At 67.2% G+C, this 8,495-nt stretch carries 6 protein-coding genes; 1 reads left to right on the top strand and 5 read right to left on the bottom strand.

Annotated elements, in window-relative coordinates; all coding sequences use genetic code 11:
* Positions 1–107 precede the first annotated feature (107 nt).
* Both ACNA0R_RS24440 and ggt read right to left on the bottom strand, forming a co-directional pair.
* Positions 108–332 (bottom strand): SlyX family protein, encoded by a 225-nt coding sequence (locus ACNA0R_RS24440; protein WP_415828668.1) that lies wholly within the window; start codon positions 330–332, stop codon positions 108–110.
* Positions 332–2,065, bottom strand: coding sequence for a gamma-glutamyltransferase (ggt, locus tag ACNA0R_RS24445; RefSeq protein WP_415828676.1), 1,734 nt, complete (start codon positions 2,063–2,065; stop codon positions 332–334). The genes ACNA0R_RS24440 and ggt overlap by 1 nt, the downstream gene beginning before the upstream one ends.
* Positions 2,066–2,172: 107 nt before the next feature.
* Here ggt and ACNA0R_RS24450 point away from each other — a divergent pair, with 107 nt between their 5' ends.
* Positions 2,173–3,477, top strand: a complete 1,305-nt coding sequence (locus tag ACNA0R_RS24450; RefSeq protein ID WP_415828669.1) for an MASE1 domain-containing protein — start codon at positions 2,173–2,175, stop codon at positions 3,475–3,477.
* A gap of 64 nt (positions 3,478–3,541) precedes the next feature.
* Here ACNA0R_RS24450 and ACNA0R_RS24455 read toward each other — a convergent pair whose 3' ends face one another.
* From ACNA0R_RS24455 to ACNA0R_RS24465, 3 genes are all read right to left on the bottom strand, one after another.
* The gene (locus tag ACNA0R_RS24455; protein ID WP_415828670.1) at positions 3,542–5,611 is read right to left on the bottom strand and encodes a hybrid sensor histidine kinase/response regulator; all 2,070 of its coding nucleotides are present in this window, start codon (positions 5,609–5,611) and stop codon (positions 3,542–3,544) included.
* On the bottom strand, positions 5,612–7,486 hold the full coding sequence (locus tag ACNA0R_RS24460; protein ID WP_415828671.1) for an ABC transporter ATP-binding protein/permease: 1,875 nt from the start codon (positions 7,484–7,486) through the stop codon (positions 5,612–5,614). It lies immediately after the preceding gene.
* 78 nt (positions 7,487–7,564) lie between these two features.
* Positions 7,565–8,341: a phytanoyl-CoA dioxygenase family protein gene (locus tag ACNA0R_RS24465; protein ID WP_415828672.1), complete on the bottom strand. Its 777-nt coding sequence runs from the start codon at positions 8,339–8,341 to the stop codon at positions 7,565–7,567.
* Between the last annotated feature and the right edge of the window lie 154 nt (positions 8,342–8,495).

Below are 8,495 nucleotides of genomic sequence, written 5' to 3' on the forward strand. Positions count from 1 at the left end.
CCTGCGCTCGGCCATCATGCCGCGGCCGGTCATGCCATCGTGACACGGCGGCCGATCATGCCGTGGCGCAGCCGGGCGCGTCATGCCGTGACGGACCACACCCGCATTCAATAATGCGGCGGCAACTCATCCCGGGGGCTGCGGAACGCGCCCTTGGCGTCGTCCGCATCGGCGATCTGCCGGCGCAGCTGCCCAATATGCTGGGCCAGCTTTTCAATCTGCGATTGCTGGCGGTGCACCACCTGATTCAGCTGTTCCAGCAGATCCTCGGCGAAGCCGGACTTGATTTCCAGCTCCTTGATCCGCCGCGCCAGGTCTTCTTCCATCGTCATCAGTACCCCAGGGCCGCGCCCGCGGGCCGGCGTTCATCATTGGCGCCATACAAATAGCCCGGCCGCACCGCGCCGGAAACCGATGCGTCATTGCCCGAGCTGGCGGCGTCCTGCTTGCCCGATTCGTCCGGCAGCCCGACCAGCACCAGCTCGGCCGCGCCCCACGGCGTCTGCTCCACCATCTTGTAGCCCATGCCGCGCAGGATATTCAGCGTATCGGGCGACAGGCCATACTTCTCGTAATAGACCTCGTCCGGCAGCCATTGGTGATGGATGCGCGGCGCATCCACCGCCTCCTGCGGCGCCATGCCATGATCGATGATGTTGATGGCGGTTTCCAGCGTAATGGTGATGATGCGCGAGCCGCCCGGCGATCCCAGCACCATATAGGTCTTGCCGTTGCGCGTCACCAATGTCGGCGCCATGGACGACAGCGGCCGTTTGCCGGGTTCGATGGCATTGGTCGCGCCCTGCACCAGGCCGAACAGATTCTGCGCGCCGATCTTGGTCGTAAAGTCGTCCATTTCGTCGTTCAGGAAGAAGCCGGTGCCCGGCGCGATGACGCCGGCGCCGAAGCGGCCGTTCACCGTGTAGGTCGTGGACACCGCATTGCCGTCCTTGTCGACGATGGAGTAATGCGTGGTCTCGGTCTTTTCATGCGGCGCCATGCCCGGCTGTACCTGCGCCGACGGCGTGGCGCGGTCGCCGGCGATCTTCTCGCGTATCGACGCCGCGTACGACTTGCTCAGCAAACGGCCCAGCGGATTGGCGACGAAGGCGGGGTCGCCCAGATAGGTGTTGCGATCCATGTAGGCATGCCGCATGGCCTCGGTCATGACGTGCACGGATTGCGCCGACCCGTAGCCCATGGCGCGCAGATCGTAGCCCGACAGAATGTTGAGGATTTCGCACAGGGTGGCGCCGCCCGAGCTGGGCGGCGGCGCCGACACGAACACGTAGCCGCGGTAGTTGCAGGTAATGGGCGCGGACTCCGTGATGGTGTAGGCGGCGAAATCCGCCGCGCGGATCACGCCGCCGCCGCGTGTCGAGGCCTGCTCCACGGCGGCCGGTATGCGGCCCTTGTAGAAAGCCTCCGGCCCGTGGTCGGCGATGGCCTGCAGCGTGCGCGCCAGATCGCTCTGCACCAGCCGGTCGCCCGGTTGCAGCGGCGTGCCGTCCGGACGCAGGAATATCCGGGCCGCTTCCGGGTCGCGGCGGAACATCGCCGTGCTGGTGTCCAGGATGTCGGTGTCGGCGCGCGTCAGGACGAAGCCATCGCGCGCCAGCTTGATGGCCGGCGCCATGACGGCCTGGCGCGACAGCTTGCCGTACTTGCGCAGCGCCGTATCCATGCCCAGCACCGTGCCCGGCGTGCCCACGGCGCGATAGCCGTACAGGCTGGCGCCCTTGATCAGTTGTCCCTTGTCGTCCAGGTACATATCGCGCGACGCACCCGCCGGCGCGGTTTCGCGGAAATTGATGAAGGTATCCCGGCCATCGGCCAGATGTATCGTCATGAAGCCGCCGCCGCCGATATTGCCGCAACAGGGATTGACGACGGCCTGGGCGTAGCCCACAGCCACCGCCGCGTCGATGGCGTTGCCGCCCATTTTCAAAATATCGACGCCAATTTCGGAAGCCAGATATTGCGAGGTAACCACCATGCCGTTCCTGGCTTCGACGGCGGGACGCGATGCGGCCTGCGCCTGCGCGGCGCATGCGGCCCAGACCATGGCCGCGGCAAGCGATGCCGCCAGGCGGCGAAAGCGCTGAATGTCCATCATTTCTTCCCTAGCGATCGGTGTGTTGTCCCCCGGATCAGCATTGTAAGATGCGTCCGATGTTCAATCCCCGTTCCTATCCTGATGCCATGACGCGCCACCGCGTACTGTGCCTGCTGGGATTCATCTTGGGCTACGGCTGCCTGGCCGCGGTCAGCATGCGCGAGCGTGACGCCGTCACGCTATCCACGCTGTTCTGGCCGCCCGCCGGCCTGCTGATGGCGGCGCTCATGTTGAGCCCCGCGCGCCGCTGGGGCGCCTGGATGGCGCTGGCCGCCACGCTGCACGTGGCGATCGGCATCCAGGTGGGCGAACGGTCCGTGCCGGTCGCCCTGGTCTTCGCCTTGACGGACCTGGTGTTCTGCGGCGCCGTCGCGGCCCTGTGGCGCTGGCGCACCTATGCCCCCGGCATGCTGACGACCCTGCGCGCCACGCTATGGTTCATTGTGCTGTTGGCCCTGGGCAGCATCGGCGGCGGCGCCCTGGCCGCGCTGGGCCTGCGCGCCGTGGACCCCGCGGCATCCGCCGGCCACTGGTATGTATGGAGCCTGGCCGCCTTCGTCGGCTGCATTATCACGACGCCGACGGTGCTGGCCTGGTCGCGCTTCCGGCCGCGCGCGCTTGCCGAGCAGAACGTCCTTCATCTTTGGATAGGCCTGATCGCCGCCTTCGCCTTGCTGGCGGGCACGACACTGGTGTTCAACAATCCGCCCAGCGGCGCGCATTTCGTCTGGCATGACGGGTTCGGCATGAGCTACGGGCCGCTGCTGTTCGTGGCGATCGTGGCGCTGGCGTGGGGCGCCGCCGGCAGCACCCTGACGGTCGCCGGCCTGGCCCTGGTCGCCGGATCCTACACGCTGAGCGGTATGGGGCCGTATGCGAACATCGCGCACTTCAGCGGCGAGCCGCTGCTGGCGGTGCAAGGATTCCTGGGCTGCGCATCGCTGCTGAGCCTGGTGACCACCGCGCTGTCCGCCGATCGCGAACAGGCCTTGAAACGCACCGCCGCCCTGACGCGCCAGCTGGAGGCCGCGCTACGCGTGAGCGGCCAGGTCGCCTGGGAATATCGGCGCACCGAAGCGCGCCTGTACTGGCTCGGCCACCTGCCCCATGGCATCGACGTCGCGAACGAACCCATGCCGCTGGACGATTGGCTGGGGCGTGTACACGAGGACGATCGCGACCGGGTGCGAGCCTGGTTGAACACCGGCACGGAGTCGTACGCCTTGCGTCGCCTGCGCCTGCGGATACGCGGTTCGGACGGCGCTTTCCACCCGATGGAGATGGCCGGATCGGCGCTCAGCCAGGTGCCGGACCGGATGACCGGCCTGATGGGCATGGCCGGCGACGACGCGCAATACTGATGGACGCGAGCCGCGACGTGCCGTCGAAGCCGGGGGATAGGGCAGGCTCAGGCGCGGGCGGCCGTCAAAGCTGCCGGAGTTCCCGTTCGATATCGTCGATGGTGCGCGCGAAATCCCGCAGGAAGTCGTGCATGTCGGGCAGCAGCTCCGCGCCGGGCGCATTGCGCAGCGCCGCCTCCAGCGCATTGCCCTGCTCGATCACCGGCCAATGTCCGAGCATGCCGAGCGCGCCCAGCGCGCGATGCAGCCAGTCGGCATAGCGTTCGCAGAACTGCGGACATAGGCCGGATCGGGCCTGGGCGAGATCCGTGCGCAGCGCGGCCAGAGAGGTCTGCAGAAAGCCACGCAAGGCGGCATCGTCCTGGCGGAAATTTTCCCTGAGCACCGGCAGCGCCAGGCCGCCGCGCGGCGCCACCGGCGCGCAGTCCATCGCCAGCCCGGCCGTCACGGCTTCCGGAGGCAGGCACTCCAGCAGTACCGCGCGCAGACGGTCCAGGGTGACCGGCTTGCGGATGTGAGCGTCGATGTCGGGATCGCAGGACGGTTCGGACTGCGGCCTGGCGGTGAGCATGGCGATGGGCAGGCGCGCCACGCCGCAGCGCGATTCTTCCTGGCGCCATGCCTGGACCAGCTCGGCCCCGCTCATCGCCGGCATCTGGCAGTCCGTCAGCAGCATGGCATAGCGCCCGGAACGCAAGGCCTGCAAGGCAGTCGCGCCGTCGGAACGGGCATCGCAGGCATAGCCGAGCGTGGCCAGTTGCCTGCGGATCAGATCGCGGTTGATGGCATGGTCGTCCACCACCAGCAGACGCGGCGCATCCGGTCCGGGCCCGGTCTCCGGCGGGATGGGCGGGCTCGCGACGGGACCGGCCTGCGCCAGCGCCGCGGATGCCGAGGCGCCGCTGTCCGGCGACCGCGATGGGTCGCCGGCGTCCGCCAGCGCGCCGGACGCCGGCCGCGTCAATGCCAGCGGCATGGGCGCGGGCATCGGCGTCGGCGATGCAAGGGGTCGCATGCCGGCGGATGCGCCGGCGTTCCGCGCCACCGGCAGGCGGCAGACAAAGGTGGCGCGCGTGCCCTGCCCCGGCGCGCTGCTCAGCAGCAGTTGGCCGCCCATGAGCGCGGCCAGCCGGCTGGAGACCGACAGACCCAGCCCGCTACCGCCGTAATGCCGCGAAATCGACGTATCGGCCTGGCGGAATGGCGTCATGACCTGCGCCAGCTTTTCCCGCGGAATGCCGATGCCCGTGTCCGCCACCACGAAACGCAGCGATTGGTGCCCCGCATCCGCCGCGTCCACCGTCAGCGTCAGACGCACCTCGCCATGCGCGGTGAACTTGGCGGCATTGCTGATCAGGTTGGTCAGTATCTGGCGTATGCGCAAGGGATCGCCCAGCAGCGCGTCGCTGAGCGCATCATCGACTTCATAACTGGTCTTCACCCCGCGCCGCCGCGCCGGTTCGCCCATCACCATGACCACGCTTTGCACCATGGCGCGCAGGTCCACCGGCACGGACTCCAGGCTCATGCGGTTGGCTTCCATCTTGGAGAAGTCCATGACCTGGTCCAGCATCTGCAGCAGCGAGTGGGTAGCCGCGTTGATGGCCCCCAGCATCTGCCGTTGTTCCGAACCCATCGACGCGCGCATGAGCAGGTCCAGCATGCCGATGATGCCGCTGAGCGGCGTACGGATCTCGTGGCTCATCGTCGCCAGGAAGGTCGACTTGGCCAGGGCGGCGCTGTCCGCCAGGTCCCTGGCCGCCTGCAACTGCGCCTCGACGGCGCGCCGCCGCATGACTTCGCGACGCAGCTGCCAATAGCCTAGCGACACACCGACCGCGGTGGCGAGCAGCAACAACAGGCCGGGGAAGATTTCGCGCCAGAATACCGCCGGCGCGATCACGAAACTTTCGCTGATATCGCCGGCATCCCTGGCCGTATGCAGCATGGAAGCCGCGCGATCGTTCATCGCCGATGGCGCGATATCGGCCGACATGGCCGCCACGATCCGCGCCGGCACCGTCGCATCGACGTCGGCGCGGGCGTGCGCATGTCCGCCGGACAGCGCGAACGCCAGCGAAGCGGCAAGGCAAGCGGCGGCGGCCGCCAGGGATCGGCGCGGCAATGCAGGCATTCAGGCTCCGGCCGGCGCCAGGGCCAACTGCTGCACGCCGGCCTGCGGCCCCACGCGCATTTCATGCGTGTGGAAGCGGGTCAGCGTATCGCGGTGCGCGACGCTGACGATCGCCGCGCGCGGCAGCCGCTGCAAAAGCATCTCGTACAGATGCCGCTCGGTGTCCGTATCCAGCGAAGACGTCGATTCGTCCATGAACAGGAAATCGGGTTTGAGCAGCAGCGCGCGCGCGAAAGCCAGGCGCTGCTTCTCGCCGGGCGACAGGCGCCGCGACCAGGCGTCGGCCACGTCGAGCTGCCGGGCATAGGCTTCCAGCCTGCACAGGCGCAAGGCTTCCGCGCACTCCGCGTCGCTGTACGCGTCGGCGCGATCCGGATAGCAGACAGCCTGCTTCAACGTACCGTCCGGCACATAGGCAGTCTGCGGCAGGAACAGCGCGATGTGATGCTTGCCGCCATCCGCGCCGTGCTGAACGCCGGCATCGCCATCGGCATCGAAGGCCGCGAAACGCCGCGTGTCCGCGCCCGTCGGCATGGTCAGGTCGCCCGAGGCATGCGGCCACAATCCGGCCAGGGTGCGCAGTAGCGTGCTCTTGCCCGCGCCCGAGGGGCCGCGCACCAGCCAGCGCTCGCCGGGACGCAGGCGGAAGGCGGACGGAATGTCCAGCGCCTGCCCATCGGGGCGGAAGACCTGCAGCCCGCGCGCGGCGACCTCTTGACCCTGTTCGCGTGTCAGGCGGTCGGGATCGCCCTGCCCCATGCGCATGCTGAATTCGCGCAAACGATTGATGGTGGCGCGCCAGTCCGCCAGCGTGGCATAGCTGTTGATGAACCAGGAACAGGCGCCGCTGACCTGGCCGAAGGCGTTATTCAGCTGCATCAGCACGCCCAGCGTGAAGGCGCCGGCGAAATACCGCGGCGCCGCCGCGACCAGGGGAAAAATGATCGCTATCTGCGAATAGATGGAGTTGGCGAACACCAGCCGCTTGGTATAGCGCATGATTTCGCGCCAGTTGTTGCGGACGGCCTTGAACGCCGCGCGCGCGCGCCGCCCTTCCTGCGGTCCGCCATCGTAAAAGGCGATCTGTTCGGCGTTTTCGCGCACGCGCACCAGCAGCACGCGGAAATCGGCCTCCACTTTCTGCTGCCGATAGCCGACGTCGACCAGGCGCCGGGCGATCTTGTGCACCACGAAGGATCCCAGGATGCCGTAGGCGATGGCGACCCAGACCATATAGCCGGGGATCCGCACGGGGTGACCGAGCAGCGCGAAAGCCAGCGCTCCCGACAGCATCCACAGCAAGGAGACGAACACGCAGAAGGTGGCGATGGTGGTGACCAGGTCTATGGAAAGCGCCAGCGTATTGCTCGCCATGCTGCGCAGGTCTTCGGCGATACGCTGATCCGGGTTGTCCACGACACGGTCGCGTTCCATGCGGTAATAGGAACGGCTGACCAGCCACTGCCGCAAGTAGACATCCGTGAGCCATTGGCGCCAGCGGAATTCCAGCATCTGGCGGAAATAGATCTGCGCCGTGCTCAATGCAATGAAAATGAAAGCCAGCAGGGTAAAAACCAAAACCAGGTGCGTAAATGCGGGAAGGTTGCGTTTGTCCAGGGCATCATAAAACGTCGCATACCAGGTATTGACCCTGAGGTTCACATAGACGATTCCCAGATTCAACGCCAGCACCAACGCCAGCAGCCCCCTGGCGCGATGGCGGTCTTCCGAGACCCAGTATGGTTTGATCAGGCGCCAGGCGGACACCTTCTGCCCGCCGGCGAATAATGCCGCGAGCGCGGCGGGCGATAGGCGGGCGCCGCTTTCCAGGCTGTCCTGCCTGGCATTCCCCTGCTTTTCGCGTTCTGAAACCATGATTGTGAACTCGTGACGGGATGTCGGTGTGACATCCCATCGGCGAGAAGGTTTCAACGGCGGCCATACGGCCGCGGATCAGCGCGAGGCGGAATCCAATACCACTTCCGGCTTGCTGGCCGACCGCGTACCCGGCAATGGGCGGGTATCCAGGGCGTGATACGTGTGGACCACGGACAGCTTCACCTGGTCGCTCTGGTTGCGTCCCGCGGCATGCAGGGTGCGGCAGTGGAAAAACAAAACATCGCCCGGCGCCAGTTCCGGGGACACCGCGCGGGCGATCAGGGCCGCGTTCTCGGGCACGTCCTCGCGCAGGAACTGCGCCGCGTCGAAACGCTCGGCCGGCAGCTCCATCGCATGCGAGCCGGGCACCAGCCAAAGGCCGCCGTTATGGGCGGTTTCGCGCCCCAGCGCCAGCCAGGTGGAAACCAGGTCCTGGCGATCGAAGGACCAATAGCGGATGTCGCGATGCCAGCCCGTCAGGCTGCCGAAACGCGGATGCTTGGTCATCACGCAATTGTGATGCGCCCGCGACAGCACGGGCGTCTGGCCGAAATAGCGATGCAGGGATACGGCCACGGCGGGATCGGTGGCCCAGGCCGCGAATAGCGGATCGCGCGCGTAAGCATCCAGCAGACGCCTGACGGTACCGCCCCCTTCGGCCTGGCGCGACGCGGGCGCGCCCGGATAAGCCAGATCGGCCTCGTATTCGACCGGCGCGGCGGCCTGCTCGAGCTGCGCCCGGGCCAGCGCGCGCAACGCGTCGCACTGAGCGGCGGGCAGGAAATCAGGTACGACCACAAAGCCCTGCTCACGCAGGATATCGAGCTGGGCAGCTGTCAACGGCGAAGACATCAGGGTGGTTCCAACGCGGCCCGGGGCATCGGATCAGCGATGCGCCGGAGGTTCATGCCAAGCCGCAAATTCTACGCCATGGGAATCGAACGCGACCTGACCCTGATCAAGCTAGAACACGCCAGGCATCCCCAGCCCCGCCAGGCCCACCAGC

It is taken from the genome of Bordetella sputigena, assembly GCF_965137885.1.
In the GTDB taxonomy this organism is placed as follows: Bacteria; Pseudomonadota; Gammaproteobacteria; order Burkholderiales; family Burkholderiaceae_B; genus Bordetella_C; species Bordetella_C sputigena.